20 protein-coding genes and 3 pseudogenes are annotated in these 16,604 nt (G+C 60.2%); 7 read left to right on the top strand and 16 right to left on the bottom strand.

The window, feature by feature from the left end; genetic code table 11:
- The coding region (locus NCR34_RS24120) for a hybrid sensor histidine kinase/response regulator (protein ID WP_250501202.1) at positions 1–1,203 on the top strand (1,203 nt) is incomplete at its 5' end.
- 417 nt (positions 1,204–1,620) lie between these two features.
- Here NCR34_RS24120 and NCR34_RS24115 read toward each other — a convergent pair.
- The gene (locus tag NCR34_RS24115; protein WP_248324130.1) at positions 1,621–1,803 is read right to left on the bottom strand and encodes a hypothetical protein; all 183 of its coding nucleotides are present in this window, start codon (positions 1,801–1,803) and stop codon (positions 1,621–1,623) included.
- Between the two features lie 401 nt (positions 1,804–2,204).
- Here NCR34_RS24115 and NCR34_RS24110 point away from each other — a divergent pair, with 401 nt between their 5' ends.
- Positions 2,205–2,957, top strand: a complete 753-nt coding sequence (locus NCR34_RS24110) for a hypothetical protein (RefSeq protein ID WP_248324131.1) — start codon at positions 2,205–2,207, stop codon at positions 2,955–2,957.
- 325 nt (positions 2,958–3,282) lie between these two features.
- On the opposite strand, the pseudogene NCR34_RS24105 reads toward NCR34_RS24110, so the two are convergent.
- The 15 genes and pseudogenes from NCR34_RS24105 to NCR34_RS24035 all read right to left on the bottom strand — a co-directional run.
- Positions 3,283–3,924 (bottom strand): annotated as a pseudogene (locus tag NCR34_RS24105) (methyl-accepting chemotaxis protein); the annotation flags it as partial.
- A gap of 90 nt (positions 3,925–4,014) precedes the next feature.
- Positions 4,015–5,609, bottom strand: a pseudogene (tnpC, locus tag NCR34_RS24100) (IS66 family transposase).
- Between the two features lie 30 nt (positions 5,610–5,639).
- Positions 5,640–5,930: an IS66 family insertion sequence element accessory protein TnpB gene (gene tnpB, locus NCR34_RS24095; RefSeq protein WP_350029449.1), complete on the bottom strand. Its 291-nt coding sequence runs from the start codon at positions 5,928–5,930 to the stop codon at positions 5,640–5,642.
- Between the two features lie 50 nt (positions 5,931–5,980).
- Positions 5,981–6,409 (bottom strand): IS66-like element accessory protein TnpA, encoded by a 429-nt coding sequence (gene tnpA / locus NCR34_RS24090; protein WP_284506671.1) that lies wholly within the window; start codon positions 6,407–6,409, stop codon positions 5,981–5,983.
- Between the two features lie 73 nt (positions 6,410–6,482).
- A pseudogene (locus tag NCR34_RS24085) lies at positions 6,483–6,935 on the bottom strand (HAMP domain-containing protein); the annotation flags it as partial.
- 301 nt (positions 6,936–7,236) lie between these two features.
- Positions 7,237–7,452 carry a DUF3717 domain-containing protein gene (locus NCR34_RS24080; RefSeq protein ID WP_248324133.1) on the bottom strand — a complete coding sequence of 72 codons (216 nt, stop codon included), beginning with the start codon at positions 7,450–7,452 and terminating at the stop codon, positions 7,237–7,239.
- A complete protein-coding gene (locus NCR34_RS24075) occupies positions 7,436–7,837 on the bottom strand; it encodes a hypothetical protein (protein ID WP_248324134.1) in 402 nt (133 codons plus the stop codon). The genes NCR34_RS24080 and NCR34_RS24075 overlap by 17 nt, the downstream gene beginning before the upstream one ends.
- A gap of 64 nt (positions 7,838–7,901) precedes the next feature.
- Positions 7,902–8,285 carry a hypothetical protein gene (locus NCR34_RS24070; RefSeq protein WP_248324135.1) on the bottom strand — a complete coding sequence of 128 codons (384 nt, stop codon included), beginning with the start codon at positions 8,283–8,285 and terminating at the stop codon, positions 7,902–7,904.
- Between the two features lie 302 nt (positions 8,286–8,587).
- A complete protein-coding gene (locus tag NCR34_RS24065; protein ID WP_248324246.1) occupies positions 8,588–8,803 on the bottom strand; it encodes a type II toxin-antitoxin system RelE/ParE family toxin in 216 nt (71 codons plus the stop codon).
- 47 nt (positions 8,804–8,850) lie between these two features.
- A complete protein-coding gene (gene relB / locus NCR34_RS24060; RefSeq protein ID WP_248324136.1) occupies positions 8,851–9,045 on the bottom strand; it encodes a type II toxin-antitoxin system RelB family antitoxin in 195 nt (64 codons plus the stop codon).
- A gap of 659 nt (positions 9,046–9,704) precedes the next feature.
- Positions 9,705–10,427 carry an ABC transporter substrate-binding protein gene (locus tag NCR34_RS24055; RefSeq protein WP_248324137.1) on the bottom strand — a complete coding sequence of 241 codons (723 nt, stop codon included), beginning with the start codon at positions 10,425–10,427 and terminating at the stop codon, positions 9,705–9,707.
- Between the two features lie 246 nt (positions 10,428–10,673).
- Complete coding sequence (locus NCR34_RS24050) at positions 10,674–10,955, bottom strand: DNA-binding protein (RefSeq protein WP_248324138.1); 282 nt, start codon at positions 10,953–10,955, stop codon at positions 10,674–10,676.
- A gap of 196 nt (positions 10,956–11,151) precedes the next feature.
- Complete coding sequence (locus NCR34_RS24045; RefSeq protein ID WP_248324139.1) at positions 11,152–11,523, bottom strand: type II toxin-antitoxin system RelE/ParE family toxin; 372 nt, start codon at positions 11,521–11,523, stop codon at positions 11,152–11,154.
- A complete protein-coding gene (locus NCR34_RS24040) occupies positions 11,472–11,741 on the bottom strand; it encodes a CopG family ribbon-helix-helix protein (protein WP_248324140.1) in 270 nt (89 codons plus the stop codon). Before NCR34_RS24040 ends, NCR34_RS24045 begins: the two co-directional genes overlap by 52 nt.
- Positions 11,742–11,931: 190 nt before the next feature.
- Complete coding sequence (locus tag NCR34_RS24035) at positions 11,932–12,831, bottom strand: LysR family transcriptional regulator (protein WP_248324141.1); 900 nt, start codon at positions 12,829–12,831, stop codon at positions 11,932–11,934.
- A gap of 108 nt (positions 12,832–12,939) precedes the next feature.
- On the opposite strand from NCR34_RS24035, the gene NCR34_RS24030 reads away from it, so the two are divergent.
- The 5 genes from NCR34_RS24030 (at position 12,940) to NCR34_RS24010 (ending at position 16,540) form a co-directional block, all read left to right on the top strand.
- Complete coding sequence (locus NCR34_RS24030; protein WP_248324142.1) at positions 12,940–13,803, top strand: aldo/keto reductase family oxidoreductase; 864 nt, start codon at positions 12,940–12,942, stop codon at positions 13,801–13,803.
- 334 nt (positions 13,804–14,137) lie between these two features.
- Positions 14,138–14,296 (top strand): hypothetical protein, encoded by a 159-nt coding sequence (locus NCR34_RS24025; RefSeq protein ID WP_248324143.1) that lies wholly within the window; start codon positions 14,138–14,140, stop codon positions 14,294–14,296.
- Positions 14,297–14,308: 12 nt separating this feature from the next.
- A complete protein-coding gene (locus NCR34_RS24020) occupies positions 14,309–15,034 on the top strand; it encodes an SDR family NAD(P)-dependent oxidoreductase (RefSeq protein WP_248324144.1) in 726 nt (241 codons plus the stop codon).
- A gap of 137 nt (positions 15,035–15,171) precedes the next feature.
- The gene (locus tag NCR34_RS24015; protein ID WP_250501201.1) at positions 15,172–15,564 is read left to right on the top strand and encodes a winged helix-turn-helix transcriptional regulator; all 393 of its coding nucleotides are present in this window, start codon (positions 15,172–15,174) and stop codon (positions 15,562–15,564) included.
- 226 nt (positions 15,565–15,790) lie between these two features.
- On the top strand, positions 15,791–16,540 hold the full coding sequence (locus NCR34_RS24010) for a glucose 1-dehydrogenase (protein WP_248324146.1): 750 nt from the start codon (positions 15,791–15,793) through the stop codon (positions 16,538–16,540).
- The last annotated feature ends 64 nt before the right edge of the window (positions 16,541–16,604 follow it).

Raw genomic sequence — 16,604 nt, 5'->3', positions numbered from 1 at the left:
CGCTCGGAGCTCGAGCGCACGAATGCGGAACTCGAAGCTCGCGTCGACGCCCGCACGCGCGACCTGGAAGTCTTGCTGAGAGAGCGAGATGAGTTCCTATCGATGCTGAGCCACGAACTGCGCAATCCACTCGCGCCGATTGAGAGCGCGATCGAGGTGATTCGCCGTTCAGTACCCGAACAAAGTCCGGCCGCGGCGGCGAGCAATATCGTCAAGCGCCAGGTGCGCAACCTTTCGGTCATTCTCAACGATCTGCTCGAGGCGGACCGAACGGTGCGTGGAATGTTTTCAATCGACCCAGTGCCGGTCGAACTGTCGGCGATCATCGATGAGGCTGTCGATGCAATACGTCCTGCGGCCGCGCAGAACGGGCAGACCGTGACAATCGATGGACTCGACCGTTCGGCGACGATTGCCGGGGACCCCGTGCGCCTTAACCAGGTGTTCGTCAACTTGCTGAACAATGCGACGACTTATGCGCCGCCGCACGGCCACATCGATATTTCGATGGTCGTGGGCGACGGTGAGGTGAGGGTCTGCGTCAGCGACGACGGCCCTGGCGTGGCGGAGCCGCTGCGCGATCGGGTGTTTTCGTTATTCGTGCAGGGGCCGCGCGAACTTGACCGCTCCCAGGGTGGGTTCGGCATCGGGCTGGCGGTATCGCGGCAGATCGTCGAGAGGCATGGCGGCTCGTTGACGCTCGAGCGGGCCCGCAGTGGCCGCTGGTCCCGCTTCGTTGTGACGCTGCCGTGCACGCCGCACCCTATGTCGGCGCAGCCTGCGGCCGATCAAACGCTCGCCCGGCCGGCAATCGTCAGCCGCCGCATCCTGATCGTGGATGACGAACCGGACATCGCATCTGCGTTGCTGACGCTTTTCCAGATGGAAGGGCACGAGGTCCGTACAGCTTTTGACGGAGAAACCGCGCTGGAGATCGCCAAGACCTTCGCGCCTCAGGTCGTGTTCGCGGACATAGGCATGCCGCGCATGGATGGCTACCAGTTGGCGCGCAGGCTGCGCGCATTACCCGCGACCGCGAAGGCCACGATAGTCGCCGTCACTGGCTACGGGACGAAGGGCGACCGCGAGCGTTCGGAACAGGCGGGCTTCGACCTGCATCTGGTGAAACCGGTGGCCCCGCCCGCGTTGCTTGAGGCGATCTCTGCCGCAGGCGACCAACTCGCGAATAAAAGCTCATGCTGACCATGTGGCAAAGCCGAATGGCTCGTATTGTCCAGTCATCTGCCGCTCGGCGATACAAAGGGCAAGCGGCGCCTAGGGGTCGTCAAGCGCCAATGGTGTCGGCCGGACAGCCACAGTTCAGGATTGCGACGACCTGCCCAAGTATCGATACGGTTACAGATGCGTATGCAGACCGCGCTATTGCGATAAGTTTTCTTATCGCAATAGTCGCTTCTCCGGCCGCAACTGCGTCGGTGCGAATCGCACCTTGCTCTCGGTCGCGGGGGCCGCGCAATTGCCTGACTCTCCGCCACGTCCATTCCAGCAACAAATCAATAGGATAGAGACGAATTTAGGGTTCGCGATGCGAAGTGACAGATTCAATCCGGACTGAGGCGAATTGACACTTTCATTGCGCTCGAAGCTGAAGCAAAGGTGTCACCGCAACGCCGCTTTCCCGCATCCTGCCGTTCCGCGAGTGGTGACAGTTTCATTGCGTTCTACGACATCGTGGATCTTGCCCACGCGCTTCTGATCGTCGGAAACGATGAAAGCGACAGCGTTGACGCCCCGGCGAGTTTGAATGAAGGCAATGCTTGGAGCATCGATGCTGAAGGCCATATTTGCGACTCCTGAGCTAAGCCGAGCGGCTGCTCGGACAATCACTTTAGGCTATCGCTCAATGGGCGTAGTCAAGCATGGACGCGACGTCGCGGTGAGGGCGGCGGCACATCAGGCGTGTGTTTCTCGGCTAAAGACGCACGCCTCGGATGGCTGCGCGTCTGCGCGCCTTGTCGCATGAGACGCGAAGGTGCGGCAGGAGGTGGTCGCTGATCTTCTCCGAGGGGCACGCCGCAGCCCCGGCATAGGGGAAAGGCAGCGCGAGCGGGGGCGGCACTATGCCACGGATCACCAAGTTAGACTTCGGTCCGGTCTGTTGTAAGCACGCAATATCCTCGGACGTTACAAAATCTTACACTGAGCGTCGGCCAAACGTCAGGCCAGACACAGGAGAATAAGCAATGAAGGGCCAAATCATTACAGCCGCAGCAGCGGCGGTCATCCTCACGGCATGTGGCGGCGGCGGTGGCGGCGGTGGCGGCAGCAACTCGACGCCTGCATCGACGAACCAATCGGCAGCCGGACTCTACACGGGCTCGACCGATACGAACCGTCAGACCTCGGTTCTCGTGCTCGACAACGGACGTGTGTACTCGCTGTACTCGGTCGTCGGCCAGCCCAGCGTCATCGCTGGCGGAGTGGTCGGAACGTTCACGTCTAGTAGCAATGGCACGTCCATTGGCACCGGGTTCGACTACAACCTTGAAGGCCAAGGCACGGAATCAGTGGGCGTCAACGCCACGTACACCCCGAGGTCCTCTCTGACGGCGACCATCGGATACCCGAACGGCGCGAAGACAGTCTTCAACGGCAAGTACGACAGCAGCTACGACACGACGCCGACCCAAGCGACCGTCACTGGCACCTTCAAGGGCACCAGCGTCACGAACCTCGGGTCGGATTCCAACGTCGCGATCACGGCGGATGCCAACGGCTCGATCACCGGCACGGGCACGGGTTGCTCGTTCACGGGCACGATCAAGCCGCACGCTTCGGGCAACGTCTACGACGTGAACTTGAACTTCGGTGCCTACCCCTGCGCATACCCGAACACGTCGGCGTCGGGCGTGGCCGTCGTCAATAACTCGGTGATGCACGCGATCCTTCAAACGGGGTCGTATGCGGGCGTCCTGTTCCTCGGGACGAAGCAGTAAATGCCTCGCAACGGCGGGACAGCTACGGGACAGGAGAGGGACAACAATCCGGTCTTTGGGTGGTTGAGCGAGCCCTGAGAGCCTTATGAAATAGAGCCCGTTCGAGCGATCAGCGGTAGAGCACTGCCTTCACACGGCGGGTCACTGGTTCGATCCCAACACTACCCACTAGAATTCTGGTGCTGGTAACGCCAAGACACCGAAGACTACTAGAAGGCCCAAGTCTAGCGACTTGGGCTTTTTTCATTTCCCGCCACGTTTCTACCTTCGACTGAAAACCCTTATTGCCGGCGTCCGCGCATTGCCGACGCCGGCAAGGCTGATCTCACGCGACGCGGAACTGACCAACGGCGGCTGAGAGCTCATTAGCCTGCGTTTGGAGCGAGGATGCGGCTGCCGCCGACTGTTCGACGAGCGCTGCATTTTGCTGAACCATTTCGTCGAGTTGCGAGACGGCGCGGTTGATCTCCTGGATTCCGCGCGTCTGTTCGTCCGCTGCGTTCGTGATCTCGCCGATGATCGTGGTGACGCTCGACACACGTCCGACGATATCGTTCATCGTCTCGCCTGCTTGCTGCACCAGCGACGCACCCGCCGACACACTGGTCAAGCTCGAATCGATCAGTTCCTTGATCTCCTTGGCTGCTTGGGCGCTGCGCTGAGCGAGCGTGCGCACTTCGCCCGCCACAACGGCGAACCCCCGGCCGTCTTCGCCTGCGCGTGCGGCCTCAACCGCAGCGTTAAGCGCAAGAATGTTTGTCTGAAAGGCGATCCCTTCGATTACGCCGATGATGTCGCTGATCTTCCCGGACGCGCCTTCGATTTCCTGCATCGTCGAGACGACGTCGGACACTACCGGGCCGCCACGGGATGCTGCGCTCGCTGCGGTGGCCGCGGTCTGGTCGGCCTGTCGAGCGGCGCTGGCCGATTGCGACACCGTCGAAGTGATTTCTTCCATGGAAGCAGCGTAAGCGGCTCGCGTGGGCCGTTCTCGACGTTACGCGGGCAATTCGCCAAAGTCGGCGTTCGTGGGCAGGATCTGTGATCTACCAGGCAATCAGGAGGTTGAGGCAGGAGGGCCGCCCTTGTCGCGAAGCTTTGGGGCCACATTCCAGGGCAGTAGCTCTTCGATGCGGTTGACTTTGTGATCGGCGATATGGGTCAACACGTATTCGAGATAGGTACGCGGATTGATACCGTTGAGCTTGCAACTGCCGATCAGACCATACATCGCGGCGGCCCTCTCGCCACCGCTGTCGGAACCGGCGAACATGAAGTTTTTGCGACCGAGGCTTACGCAGCGCAGGGCATTTTCGGCCAGGATATTGCTGATCTCGGCCTGACCGTCTTCGCAGAACAGCATCAATTCGGCCCAGCGATTCAACGAGTAGTTGATTGCGCCGGCCAGCTCCGACTTGCGCGACAGCGTCGCAACCTTGGCCCTGATCTTCGTCTCGAATGCGATGAGCAGAGGCTTGCTCTTCTCTTGCCGCACTCGCAGCCGTTCGGTGGCTGGTTTGCCGCGGATATCGGCCTCGATGCTGTAGAGCTCGCCGAGCATATCGAGCAGTTCCTGCGTGTCGTCGGTCGGCGTGCTGGCGTGAATTTCGTAGTACCGTCTGCTGGCATGGTCCCAGCACGCTGCCTGACGAACTTTGCCGCTGGCGTACAGCTCGTTGAAGCCATCGTAGCCGTCCGCTTGCAGGATTCTTTGAATCCGGCGAGACGGGTCTGGGGATGGATGCCTTTGCGGTCGGACGAGTAGTCGAACCACACTGCGGCCGGTTCGTTCGAACCCGAGCGACGATCGTCACGGACGTAGACCCACAGGCGACCGGTCCTGGTCTTCTTGTTGCCCGGCGCGAGCACGGGAATCGGTGTGTCGTCCGCATGCAGCTTCGTGCCGGCCATCGTATAGCGGCGCAGTGCCTCGGTCAGCGGGCGGCAGAGCTCCTCGCACTGACCAACCCAGCGCCCCATGCTCGCGCGGTCGAGCGTGACGCCGTCGCGTGCGGCGATCTCCGACTGACGGTACAACGGGGTATGGTCCGCGTACTTGGCAACGAGGATGTCAGCCAACAGGCTCGGGTGGGCAATGCTGCGCTCGATCGGCAGACCAGGCATCGGCGGCTGCGAGAAGTGATTGCAGCAGGTGCAGACGCCCTTGCGTCGGATCGTGCGGATCACCTTGAAGGCGGCCGAGACGCGAGCGAGCTGCTCGGAAATGTCTTCGCCGATCAACTGCATGGCGTTTCCGCACAGTGGGCAGCCCGGATCGAGTTCGAGCACATGCTCTTCGCGCGGCAGATGGGGCGGCAGCGCCTCCTTCGGCGACAGGTTACCGCCGGACGTGCTTGCGGGCGACGCGCGGGCACGGCGCACATCCGCAACGCCGCGCCCGGCAGCCAGTTCCTCCAGCTCGGTCTCGAGCCGGGCGATCTGACGGTCAAGCTGCTCGGACTTGCGACCAAAGTGCATCCGCTTGAGCTTGTCGATCTGCGCCTTCAGCCGCTCGATCTCGAGATCCTGCTCGGCCATGTCCCGCCGCAGCCGCTCGATCTCGCCACTTTGTTCGGCAAGCGACGCGCGTTGCGCAAGCACCAACGCTTGCAGCGCGTGGACATCCTCAGGGAGATCGGCGCCGTTCGACATGAGGCGCAGTTTACGAGCCTTCCGCGCGGTTTACAACATCGACAGTGCAGCGGTGCGGCGTGGTTGCCTCCAGTCAATGCCCTCAAGCAACATCGAGAGCTGAGCAGAGGTCAGGGAGACCTTGCCGCCATCGGCCTGTGGCCAGACGAAACGCCCTCGCTCCAATCGTTTCGCGAGAAGCCAGATCCCGTCCTCAGTAGTCCAAAGCACCTTTACGAGATCACCGCGGCGCCCGCGAAAAATGAAGACGTTCCCGCCCAGGGGGTTCTCTTCAAGCGCCGTTTGCACCTTGGCGGCCAGACCCTGGAAGCCGCAACGCATATCAGTGATACCCGCTACAAGCCAGACGCGCGCGCCTGAAGGCAGGCCGATCATCGGGTAAGCTCGCGAATGAGTAGCCGCAGTATCGCCGGTGAAACGTCACCGGCAATGCGAACGCGTGCACGATCAAATTCGATCTCGCAGACGTTCTCGGGTGGCGAGTTAGTCTCGTGGCTATTGGGCGCGACCTCCGACGTCTCCGTCACAATGCTCACCGGCAGTAGTACCGGCGCACCGGTCTCAGGATTTGCGACTGCAGCCGCATGCTCGGGATGTGGTGTACCGAAAATGCCCTGAAGATACTGCCGTCGCCACCTGAACAGCAGATTGGTGTTGATGTCGTTACGCCGCGCAACCAGCGATACAGAAGCCCCGGGCTCGAAGGTCTGCTCGGCCAAGTGCCGCTTGGTAGCGACGGGAAAGTTCGGTCGTTTGAACTTCGGGCTACGACTCAATGTCTCGTCCACTTTAGTTCCCATCAAATCGTTTAGTGGGAACCAAACTACCGACCATCTCAATCAGCCGTCGAGAACGGCCCTCGCGAGCCGCTTACGAAGCAGCAGTCTCCTCGAGGCTTGCGGCAGCCGATTCGGTGCGACGCGACAGGTCGTGGTTGCCCGATGCGATCTCGTTGGCGGCATGGCGAACGGCCTCGCTCGTGTCGCGGATCTGCACCATCACGCTGTTGATCTTGCCGACGAACGCGTTGAAAGAGCGAGCGATCTGCGCGACTTCATCGTTGCCGGCGGCAGGCAGGCGTTGCGTGAGGTCTCCGCTGCCCGAGCCGATACCTTCCATAGCGCCACGCACCCTCGCAAGACCTCTGAACGCCGCTCCGGTTACGGCGCCAATAATGGCGGCGGCGATCGCAGCAAGCACGGCGAGCGAAGCGATCGAGCCAGCCAGCAGCGAACGCATCCCGGCAGTCGCTTCAGACTTGTCGAGCGCAACGAGAGTCAGCCAATCGGTGCCCGGGACCGCGCGGGTACGCACGAGCTTCCGATCATCTGCGTTTTCGATGTGACCCATTCCTCGATACCGGCCTCGTGGCCGGTAAGAACCGCCGTTAGGCTGTTTTCGATAGATTCGCTGTTATAGCGATGAGCGACTGTGTAGTTGACGCCCGTATTGACGGCCAAGCCTGCAACGACGATGGCGACCGAAGCAGCAAGAACGCGACTGCGAATAGAAGAGAACGTGTGAGCCGTGGAAGATTCGCGATGGCTCAGTTAACGGCACGCGCGGCGCGCACTTGACAGGGTAGGTGTGCTGAGTTTTCCGACAGCCTTTCCGCTACATGCACTACCTAGAAAAGCTCTCTCTGGGCGAGAGCTAGGCTCAGCGCCTCGTTCTGCTCCGGTGTCAGGTGCCGCGGCTCAACAAATTCTTGCTGGTGAAAAATCATCGAGCCATAGACGTCAGCGAGCACGCGACCGCGCGGGCAGATGGAGAAATCGTCCGTCGAAGCTTGGCGCGCCCGCCAATAGTTGATGGCCTGCTCAACGTCAGTTATCGAGTACATCTTTCGCAGTCGTCGATTTCAGATAGGCTCTCAGTTTTTCGCGGCCAGCGCCGGGGTTTGCGAGCCTAAACCTGAGAGCGTCAGCGACCTCTTCGTCTGTCCTTCCCGCCAGTATGGTCAACTCGCTGGTGGTAAAAGCACGTTCAAGGTCGTCTCTCATAGATGACGCGCCGAACCGTTCGTAGTTCCTGATCAGGTGACGCGCCGTTCCCTTTCCTATTTTGTGGGTAACCTCGGCGAAGTCATAGAAGAGTTGAGCAGCGCGCCTTTCGCGGTAAATGGAGTCACCCGGGTACGCGGCTCGCACTTGCTTCTTGTAGGCCAGTAGCTCCCGGCCGATTTCCATCCAGTCAGACGTGTTCAGCTTCTTATACGATTCCAGCATCGTTGCGTGATCTTTCCGATTGAGGGGTCCGTTCGACCGTGCCTGCCGCACGGTCACCGAGGGTCTAGTGCATCGACAGACGGCTCAGCAGTTCATGGCGCGTAATCTGGGGATCGGCTTTCTTCAGCGTCAGCGCAAGCTTCACCTCCTCGTCGCTTTTCGAAGTGAGCGCAGAAATGTCCGTAAGTCCGAACAGTCGCGTAAGTTCGGGCCTCATCTCCGACTGCCCAAAGCGCTCATAAATACCGACAGTCTGGCGAAGTACGACGCTGCTCAAATTCATCTCTGCCTTCGCAAGGTCGAGAAACATCCCATAGGCCTTGCGCCTCGCTTGCAGGTCGTTCATTCCGGCAGCGACTGACGACTCTACGATTTTGCCAGTGACGTCGCGCTGAATCTCTGTCAGTTGTCGAGCGTCTTCCCACCATTGGGGCGTAGTGAAATACATTTTTCCTCTGTCACTTGTTGAATTTGTCGCGATTTAAGCGGTTGCGACGGCCCGCACATGGGCAGGCACAACTGTGCATAACGGCAACCCGTTGAAATTGTTTAGGCAGCGCAGTGCAAGTGACAGATTACGGTCCGCGTGGCAAAGTCAAGCCGCGCCAGCGACGGACGGCAGACATCCTAAAGGGAGTGACGATCGGGCGCAGCTTCGTCGAGCTGCATTCGCTCTCCGATCCTACGATCGCATAACTGGATTGGTAACGGAGGCGGAGCACTTCGTGCAGGCCCCATGCTACGGGAGATTCAGGGGTAACGACGCCGCGCGTGAAGCACGTTCACGATCTGGATACGATCGCGCTTCACGCGATACACAATGATGTAGTTCGGCATCACGACCATCTCCCGGGTGTTTGGCTTGCGGCCTTCGCGGTAGACGTAGGGGTGATCGGGCAAAGAAGCGGCCGCCGCGATGAGAGCTTCGAATACGAAGTCTGCGGCGGCCGGATTGTCTTCTTCAATGTGATCGTAAATGCTCTGGAAGTCTGCGCCGAGCGCGCGGGCGCCAGTCAGCGACCATTGCGTGCCCGTCGTTTCGCCTCGATGTGCGCGCGCATCTCCGCGACGACCTGATCGTGCGGAATGTCTTCGCCTTTCTCATCGAGCGCGAGTTGGACTTCCTTTCGGAACCAATCGTCGTAGGCTTCGGCTTCTTCCTTCGTGTCGTGCCCGCTCACTGCCGGTTCGGTCCAAATATTTCCCATGAGACACCTCGCTCAGATACCCCTCATGATACCGCGGGCACCTTGGGGCGTCAGGGTGGATCCGGGCCAGAGGACAGGCGCGCCCTGCTGACGACTACGTTAGTTTCGGTATGCGGTGGCTCCGCCTTTGACTGGTAGGCTTGAGGAAGAAGGTGACCTCAACCATGTGTTCCGGTTTTCGCTAGTGGGTCTCGCCAGCGGACGGTTTCGACGAGCCATCTCGATAGTTAGTCCAGACGTGCTAATACGCGTTGCCTGCACGGGGAGCGTGATTCCAACCTGCGCGGAGTAGTTGGTCGACGGAGCCTAAGGTTCGCCAGGTCGCTGTCAGGGAGGAAAGCTGTGGGAATTTTCCGTTTCCACGTGGAAACCGCATCAAGAACAGCGCCGATTGTTAATGGCACGATCGTGCGATAAACGTTGCCCCCGACGCTGCTGTAGAAAGCATAACCACCAGTGCGCCGAAAACGGCGTCTCACCACCTTTTTCCTATCCCTGATCAATACGGCAACCGCCACGAGCGCAGCAACTGGCAGTGCGAACTTCATTGCCGGGGCGTGCGTGACAGCACCTCGCGAACGACAGTGATGGGTTCCACGGCGATTCTCGGTCGGCGGCTCAGTATTCAGATCGAACTTAGTGCCAGCCGCTTGGAACATTCACCAAACAGCGAATAGCCAAGAGTTACCGCCCGCCGTGTCGATTCTAATCCTGATAACTCGTATTATCAGGATTAAGGTTAATGGGTAAAATAAGGGGGTAGGGCGTCTACGCCCCGTCCCAACGGGCCTCTCACAACGATAAAAAGCGCCGCCATGGCCAACAAGCCGCAAACCGTCACCAAAAGCCGCGCGGCGTACACGCGCAATCATTTCGCCGCGCTCCGTGCGTTCGTACAGCGGATACCCGCCGCCCAACGTTGAAGCCCACGCCCGACAGCACCGCGAGATTCGGCTTCTTCGTGGCGCTCGCAATATCGGTCGGCCGGGCGAAAGACGTGATCTGGCATTTATGGGGAGGACGAGCTCGTCGATGTGCACGTCCTTCCGGTTCCAGAAGGTCGAATTGGCGTCGTAGCGAATCGTCAAGGCTTTCTGATAATCGCGGAAAACGAAAGCGCCGGTGCCAACGGGCTTCTGATTGAAGTCCTCCACCTTGCCCGACTTGAGCAGCTGCGCGGCATATTCCGCCGAAACGATCGATGCGAACTCCATTGCCACGTTGGCGCACGAACACGACGTCCGGCGTCTTGAGCGCGAAGCGCACGGTGTAATCGTCCAGCTTGTGACAGACGCGATGTTCTTGTCGTAGCCGAGGTCAGTCAGATACGGAAAGCTGACCGGATGCGCTTTCTGAAAGGGCTCGTTCACGTTCAGGCGCATGATCGACCCGTTTTCGAGCCGCGGCAACGTTTCCAGACGCAGCAGAGCCTTGGCAATTCAGTTAGCGCAGTTTCAGCTGCTTGACGCTCGGCTGGATTCTTCCATTGCGGCGTTGCGTTCCCGCCAGCACCTGCTTAAGGCGGCCGGTGATCTCCGCCTTCTCCCGTACACCGTTTCGAGCGTGCTGGTTAGATTTTCAATCATGAGCGCCCGCCGCTCCGATTCCAGAATGAGGTCGGCGTTTGCCTAAGTCGCGACTTCCATCTCGGCCGCTGAATAAGGTTTGGCAGACTCCACTGCAGACGTGACGAAATCCAGCAACCCTTTCTGAAGCGCCGGCGGCACCGGCGCTTCTGCCACCTTCACTTGCGCGTCACGCCACGCCTGAAAGAACTTGAGGACAGTTGCCATCGACCCTTTTCCGACGCGCTCTCGGATCGCGCCCGCGGTGGGCCGCGTCCCCGAGTCTATGATTGCCTCGGCGGCTCGACTGACCTGATCCTGAGTGATCGTCGCATCGCCTGCCATAACGCGCCCCCGTTACGTTATCGGCGACGTTACGTTATATATGGATTCCGTTATTTTGCGAGGGGAGAAGGAGGGAAAGTCGGGCGGGGCGGGGCAGCGGACCTTTTGGATGCATAGCAGGGCCCCGGTCGTGCGCGAGCGACGGCTGTGGACGGCGGGTGCCGCCCCGAGGCGTCCAGCTTGGGCCCACGTTGGTTCAACGGTCTTGTCGAGTGTCCCAGACGCGAAGGATCGCAATGGCCTTCGGCTCTTCCGCGTAGGCTGGAAGCACCTCGTAGTGCAGTTCTAAACGACCAGCAAGGCAGACCCAGCGATGTACTTCTCGCGCCGGGGGTCCATCGTAGCCGTCCAATTCCTCGCCGAGACGATGAAAATGCTCTTGGCCCAAGCGCTCCGCCTCATCGAGCAGCGCGTTGACGACCTTCCGGGCAGCCGCGGCATCGTTATGTTTCTTCACGTGCGCCGCGATGACGCTCAGGTCGGACATTGCCTTGCTGGTCGGCAGGATTTTGATGCTCACGCCTTCGGTACCGATAATTCGTTGTCGGTGCCCAAACTGTTCGCCCACGCACGAGCTTGCTCCATTGACGTCAAGCGACCCGCGGTAACGTCATCGAGACCTTCCTGAATTAGGCGTCGCTTCTCTGCCTCGCGCGCTAGAAACTGCACCAGCGCCTTCTTGATGATCCACTGGCGTGGCCGTTCAAGAAGCTCGGAAAGAGCATCTACTTCTCGGGCTAGTTCGACGGGGACCTGCGCCGTCAACGTTCTAGTTTCCGTGACCATTTGCTGACCCTCGGCATGTTTTCAGTAAGTCTATTGTATAGCAATAATTTCCAATATTGTTCAATCGCCGACTTGCCGCATACGCACGTCGTCCGTAGCTGTCGCCGGTAGCGAGGCAACCGTTCGGTGGTCGCGGTTTGCTTACTTCGGAACTCCTGGCGGGGACGATGACGCGTCTGTATTTCTCGCGCTACATGCGATCGTTTTCCTTCAGCCAGTCGATGAACGCGCGCAGCGGCGCGGGCACATGCCGGCGTCCTGGATAGTACAAAAACGGCCCGGGAAACGGCTGTTTCCAGTCGTCGAGTATCGGCACGAGCGCGCCGCTTTTGACGTGCGGCTGCAACATTTCCTCGAAGAGATGAATGACGCCAAGCCCCGCGATCGCGGCGTCGATCATCAAGCCCAATGCCGCGCCGGGACGCACCACGAGACGCGACGGCGGATCGACGCGTACAACTTCGCCATCGCGTTCGAACTGCCACACTGGCCGCGCACCGCCCGAGAACTGCCCACGCACAGTGATATGAGAGAGCAAATCGCGCGGATGGCCTGGCATGCCGTGCGCCTGCAGATAGCCGGGCGAAGCGGCCGTCGTGAAGTGCTGAACGCGCGGGCCAATCGGCATCGCGATCATGTCCTGTTCGAGCTTGTCGTCGTAGCGGATGCCTGCATCGCAGCCGATCGACAGGACATCGACGAAGCCGTCTTCCACCATCACTTCGACGCGAATGTCGGGATACGCCTGCATGAACCCGGCGAGCAGCGCCGGTAGCAGCGTGCGCGCAGCGCTCGCCGGAACGTTGAGCTTTAGCGTGCCGCTCGGCGAATCGCGATAGCCGTTCAGCACATCGAGCGCTGCTTCCATCTCGCCGAACAAGGGCGTCAGCGTTTCGATCAACCGCTGACCCGCCTCCGTCGGGGACACGCTGCGCGTCGTGCGGTTCAGCAAGCGCAATCCCAGCTTCGTTTCGAGCCTGCGCACCGCAATCGAGAGACTGGACGCCGATACCCCATTCGTGCGGGCCGCGTCGCGAAAGCCGCCTGCACGGGCAACAGAAATAAAAGCAGCGAGATCGTTCAGCTCCACGTTCGTATCGTTTCAAATTTTGAACAACCCGTGCAAGTTAGCGTCATTTATTCAACGCGGCAAGCTGGAGATAATGAGCGCCATCGAATCAGCCACCGGAGTCAAGCGATGAAGAAGACTTATGAGTTTGCGGGACGCGAAGTGAACCGAATGGGTTATGGGGCAATGCAGCTTGCGGGGCCGGGCGTCTTCGGCCCGCCGAAGGATCGCGCTGCCGCCGTCGCTGTGTTAAGGGAAGCCGTCGCTGCGGGCGTGAATCATATTGATACGAGCGATTTCTACGGTCCGCACGTCACTAACCAAATCATCCGGGAGGCGCTGCATCCGTACCCGTCGAATTTGACGATCGTGACCAAGGTCGGCGCCGTGCGTGACGACAAGGGCGGCTGGCTGCCCGCGTTCGGGCCCGACGATCTGCGCCGCGGCGTCGAAGACAATCTTCGCAATCTCGCTGTCGATGCCATCGACGTGGTCAACCTTCGCATCATGGGCGACATTCATCGGCCGACGGAAGGCTCGATCGAACCGCAGTTGCACGCGCTCGCCACGATGCGGCAGGAGGGTAAGATCCGTCACATCGGCTTGTCGAATGCCACGTCGACGCAGGTGCGCGACGCGCGAAAGATTGCGCCGATCGTATGCGTGCAGAATCACTACAACCTCGTGAATCGCGATGACGACGCGCTCGTCGATGAGCTGGCGCGGGAACACCTTGCGTATGTGCCGTTCTTTCCGCTCGGCGGCTTCTCGCCGATTCAATCGGATGCGCTGTCGCATATCGCAGCGCGTCTGAACGCAACGGCGATGCAGATTGCGCTTGCGTGGCTGCTGCATCGATCCCCGAACATGCTGCTCATTCCGGGCACGTCGTCGGTGACGCATTTGCGCGAGAACTTGAAGGCTGCCGATATCGCGTTGAGTGACGAAGTGTTGAGGGAACTGGACGCGATTGGGGTTGCTGGCGCGCGGTGAGCAGAGCGATGCGCGCGAGGTCATCGGCCTGACTCGCGTGGCATCCGCGCAGGCGAGTTACGTGACAGCGCAGGTCTAATGGCGCATCGGGCGGCTAAGGCTTTCCGCGAGCGGCCGCTCGCGTGACCACAGCGGCCGCGAGCGCATACCGACGCGATCATCAAGCACTTCGAGCGGATGTCTGGACGCGCATGGCTTCCGCGAAGAAAATTGCATACCGGCGAACCCATGCAGTGACGTGCCCACACGCTCGTCACCCACGCGGTTTAGTTGCGTATACCGGGGTGACCTAGTGTAGCGTGTATATCGCCAAGGCCTATTCAAAGGAGCCGTGATGACCGCTACCGATGTCCCGTTTCGTCCTTTCCGTATCGGCGCGATGAAGCTGGCGAACCGCATCGTTAGGGCACCGATGACTCGCACTGCGTTCTTCCATGGCGACCCGGCATTGGCGGGTTGGAAAAGATACACATCTGTTTTTCTTTTGCAGTAAATGTGAGGACATATGAGCAACCTTCATGGAAAGATCGCCGTTGTGGTCGGCGGCTGTGGCGGCATCGGTGGAGCAATCGCCGAGCGGTTCGCGGCGGAAGGCGCCACAGTGTACGCCAGCAGTCGTCGCGTCGAAGAGAGAGAGGTCGCGCTCGGGGCCGGAAGGCTGCGTACGCGCCGCGCCGATGCATCCGATCTGACGTCGCTCGCTGCCTTCTTTGACGCGGTGACGAGCGAGGCCGGACGAGTGGACGTGCTCGCCGTCAACGCCGGCATCTCCGAGTTCGCGACTCTCGAAGACATCAGCGAAGAACATTTCGACCGGACCTTCGACGTCAACGTCCGCGCGCTGCTGTTCGCCGTCAAGGCGGCGACGGCCATCATGCCGGACGGCGGCTCGCTCGTGCTCGTAGGCTCCATCGCGGATGAGCTCGGCACCAAAGGCTACGGCGTCTACGGGGCAACGAAGGCTGCTGTCCGCTCGTTCGCGCGGACGATGGCCAATGAACTGGCGCACCGCAACATCCGCGTCAACGTCGTAGCACCAGGACCAATCGACACCGCGATGATGGCTGCGGTGTCCGACGACGTGCGCAAGACGCTGATGGAACGGATCCCGCTTGCGCGTCTTGGCCGTGCCGAGGAAGTCGCATCGGCGGCGTTGTTCCTCGCCAGCGACCAAAGCAGCTTTATCACTGGAGCCGAGCTACCGGTCGATGGCGGCATGGCGCAGGTCTAACCTGCGCCGCTTTCCGAAGGACATGGCGCTGCCACTCAACAGCGAGCAGCTTCGTCGCCGATCAAGTCGGACGGCAGAGCGCGCGTCTCAACTCGCAAAAAGGCACTATATGGTCTTCAGATATTGACACGCACACCATGTCCAAAGACGTTCTCGACCTGCCGCTCGATGTCACCACGACGCGGCCCATCCTGGAACATATTGCCAACAAGTGGACCGTGCTGATTCTGAGCGTCCTCTGCACGCAGCCGGCACGGTTCAACGACCTCAAGCGCCGCCTGGACGGCATCACGCCCAAGGCCTTGTCCGAGGCGTTGAGGCGTTTGGAGCGCAACGGCCTTATCTATCGCAAAGTCCTGCCGACGCAGCCGATTGGTGTCGAGTATACGATTTGCGCTCTTGGCTGCTCGCTACGCGAACCCTTTGCTGCACTTTACAACTGGTCGCTGGCCAACGGCTCTGCACTAAAACGAGCACAGTGTACCTATGACGCTTACAGCAGGAACGAAGAGTTAAGGAAGAAGATTTAGAACATGCTTGTCGTCCCCTACGCGGGACGGCAGCGCGCATCGAGCCGTCCTCAACTGATGCGCCGTTCAGTCCCTGGCGTCATATCGATAGCATCATCTGGATTATTCGTTGTAGCCGAGGAGTGTGTTCGTCGCCACCTACTATCTCTCGCGATGCACCGCCCCTATAGTCGCTTCAACATCACGCAACCGATGTTGACGGTCGAACATCCAATCAAGGACTGAGATGACGAAACTACCGGGAAAGATCGCCGTAATCACGGGCGGAAACAGCGGCATGGGCTTGGCAACGGCCCGACTCTTCGCTAAGGAAGGAGCGAAGGTCATCATCACGGGGCGCCGTCAGAAGGAGCTCGACGAAGCGGTGAAAAGCATCGGTGCCGAGGCGGAAGGCGTGCTGGGCGATGTCTCCAAGCTGTCGGATCTGGACAAGCTTCACGACCACGTGAAAGCGAAATACGGCCGCGTGGACATCATCTTCGCGAACGCAGGTTTGGGTTCGTTCGCACCGATCGATCAGGTTACGGAAGCGCACTTCGATGAAACATTCAACGTCAACGTGAAGGGTACTTACTTCACGGTGCAGAAGCTTGTTCCGCTGGTGCCGGACGGTGGATCGATCATTCTGAACGCGTCGATTGCATCGTCCACCGGTATGGAAGCGTTCAGCGTTTATTCGGCCACTAAAGCTGCGGTGCGTTCGTTGGCGCGCACGTTGACGGCTGATCTCAAGGCACGCAAGATACGTGTGAATGCGATCAGCCCAGGTCCTATAGATACACCGATCTTCGGCAAGGCCGGCCTAACCGACGAACAGATTGAAGGCTTCAAGTCGGGGATTGCTGCGCAGGTGCCACTGGGCCGCATTGGTCTCTCGGAAGAAATCGCCAAGCCGGCGTTGTTCCTGGCATCCGACGATAGCAGCTATATCTCGGGCATTGAACTCACCGTTGATGGCGGGATGGCACAAGTCTAAGAGAACGCGGCTGGCGGGCGGCATCGGCCCTAGTCAGCGATGCCGCTTATTGCGTTGGCGCTGA

The sequence above is a fragment of the Caballeronia sp. GAWG1-5s-s genome (assembly GCF_023631445.1).
In the GTDB taxonomy this organism is placed as follows: domain Bacteria; phylum Pseudomonadota; class Gammaproteobacteria; order Burkholderiales; family Burkholderiaceae; genus Caballeronia.
Note: the sequence above shows the minus strand (reverse complement) of the source record. Positions and strands in the feature narration are given on the sequence as shown.